General features: G+C 71.5%; 3 protein-coding genes. 1 reads left to right on the forward strand and 2 read right to left on the reverse strand.

The features are described from left to right. On the reverse strand, positions 1-181 hold a 181-nt coding region (locus AC27KI_RS22735), incomplete at its 3' end, for a helix-turn-helix domain-containing protein (protein ID WP_487115969.1). 160 nt (positions 182-341) lie between these two features. Then, entirely contained in the window at positions 342-980 is a 639-nt protein-coding gene (locus tag AC27KI_RS22740) for a flavin reductase family protein (RefSeq protein WP_487115971.1), read from the reverse strand. 238 nt (positions 981-1,218) lie between these two features. On the opposite strand from AC27KI_RS22740, the gene xdhA reads away from it, so the two are divergent. Next, the coding region (xdhA, locus tag AC27KI_RS22745; RefSeq protein WP_487115973.1) for a xanthine dehydrogenase small subunit at positions 1,219-2,505 on the forward strand (1,287 nt) is incomplete at its 3' end.

Consider the following 2,505-nt stretch of genomic DNA (forward strand, 5'->3'; position numbering starts at 1 on the left):
CCGAGCGCACCAGCAGCGGATCGCCCGCCAGGTCGCGCAGGCGGCGCAGCGCCGCCGACACGGCCGGCTGGTGCATGCCCAGCCGCACGGCAGCCCGCGATACGCTGCGTTCAGTCAACACGGTGTGCAAGACCCTTATGAGATGGAGGTCTATCTTGTCGAAAAGGGCTTGGTCTCTCATAAGGGTCGGGGCATTCCAGCCATACGCCATCGCGTATGGCACGCCGGGCCTGCCGGTGGCGGAGCGAGGGCGCAGTGAAGAAGGCAAGGGGACATCGCACTGTAGCGCCGAGGCCGCGAGACCGCGAGCCAGGCAACTACCGAGGCGACGTCGCGGGTGGTCAGATCTCGTCGATGGCCGTCGAACGCGCGGCGCCCGGCTGCGGCGCCGGGTCGAGCGAGAAGCGGTCGCCGGTCGTCACATAGAAGCTCGCGCCGAACCGCCCCACCGGGTGGTAGTCCTGCAGCCGCACGCGCCAGCGCTCGGTGTCCACGAGGCCCTCGCGCGCGCCCAGCCACTGCACGCGGCCGATGAAGACGTAGCGGCTGGCCGTTTCCATGGTTTCGTGCAGCACGCATTCGAACGCCACGGGGGCCTCGGCGATGCGCGGCGCGGCCACGCTGCGCGACGGCACCGGCGTGAGGCCGGCATGCACCAGTTCGCTCTCGTGCGGCGGCAGCGCATCGCCGCAGGCATGCATGCGCTGGGCCATGGCCTCGTCGGCGATGTGCACCACGAATTCGCCGGTGCGCAGGATGTTGGCGGCCGTGTCCTTGAGGCGGCCACCCTGCAGCCGGTTGATGCTCACCATCAGCACCGGCGGGTCCTCGCCCAGCATGTTGAACATGCTGAACGGCGCGGCGTTCACCGTGCCGTCCTCCCCGAGGGTGGTGATGAGCGCGATCGGGCGCGGCACGATCAGGCTGGCCATCAGCTTGTAGCGCTCGTAGGCGCCGAGTTGCGAGAAATCGATGTCCATCCGGTGTCCTTGGGGTCTGCGGCCTGCCACCTTGGCGTGGCGCCACGAAGGGACGCAGCATCCGTGCCAGGCGAAGGCAGTCAAAGGTGCCAAAGCAACGGCCGGTGTCCCTGGCATGGCGCGCGGCGCATGGCCGTTATACGCTCGCCGATATGCGCCGCCACCCCCCGGGCCACTACCCTGTCCCGACATGGCGCGCACACTGGCCCCAACGAACGAACCCTGCCCTGCACAACGCATGACCACCTCCCGCCCGCTGCGATTCATCCGCCGGGGCCAGCCCGTGACGCTGGCCCATGTTCCTCCCGACCGCACCCTGCTGGAGGTGCTGCGCGAAGACCTGGGCCACACCGGCACCAAGGAAGGCTGCGGCGAGGGCGACTGCGGCGCCTGCACCGTGGTGCTGGGCGAGGCCGTGGACGGCCGCGTGCGCTACCGGGCCGTGAACAGCTGCATCCGCCTGGCCCACTCCATCGACGGCATGGCGCTGTGGACGGTGGAGGACCTGGACCAGGACCCGCTGCTCCAGCCCGCGCCGCCCGCCACCCCGCCCTCCAGCGGCGCCCCCTCCAGCGCGCCGGGCCTGCACCCCGCCCAGGAAGCCATGGTGCAGTGCCACGGCTCGCAGTGCGGCTTCTGCACGCCGGGCTTCGTGATGAGCCTGTTCGGCATGTACCAGAACCACGTGTGCCAGGGCCGCCCGGTCACGCGCGAGCAGGCCGTGCACGACCTGTCGGGCAACCTGTGCCGCTGCACCGGCTACCGCCCCATCCTGGACGCGGCCGAGCGGATGGCCGCCCTGCCCCGCATGCAGGTGGACGAAGCGCAACTGCTGCCGCAGCTGGCCTCCCTGGCGAAACCGGCGCCCACGCCCGACGACGCGTACCTGGCCCCGGCCACGCTGGCCGAACTGCTGGCCGCACGCGCCGCGCACCCCACCGCCCAGGTGGTGGCCGGCGCCACCGACGTAGGCCTGTGGATCACCAAGCAGCACCGCCAGTTCGCGCAGATGCTCGACGTCACGCGGGCGCAGGAGCTGCGCCGCATGGGCACGCAGGGCGGGCGGCTGTCCATCGGCGCGGCCGTGCCGCTGGCCGACGCGTTCGATGCGCTGCAGGCCCACTGGCCCATGCTGCACCGCTTCGCCGCGCGCTTCGCCGGGCTGCCCGTGCGCAACTCCGGCACGCTGGGCGGCAACGTGGCCAACGGCTCGCCGATCGGCGACTCCATGCCCCTGCTGATCGCGCTGGGCGCCAGCGTGGTGCTGGCCAGCCTGCGCGGCGAACGCACATTGGCGCTGGAAGACCTGTACACCGGCTACCGCCAGAACGTGATGGCGCCGGATGAGCTGCTCGTGCGCATCGAGGTGCCGCTGCCCGCGCCGGGCGAATCGCTGGCGGCCTACAAGGTGTCCAAGCGCTTGGACGACGACATCTCCGCCGTGTGCCTGGTGCTGAACCTCGACATCGCCGACGGCCGGGTGCGGCGCGCCCGCATCGGCGCGGGCGGGGTCGCCGCCACGCCC

This window comes from Acidovorax sp. KPB24-03, assembly GCF_057546605.1.

What these genes read in the sequence shown, in the direction of transcription:
- AC27KI_RS22740 (WP_487115971.1), bottom strand. Translation starts at nt 980, where the DNA reads ATGGACATCGATTTCTCGCAACTCGGCGCCTACGAGCGCTACAAGCTG.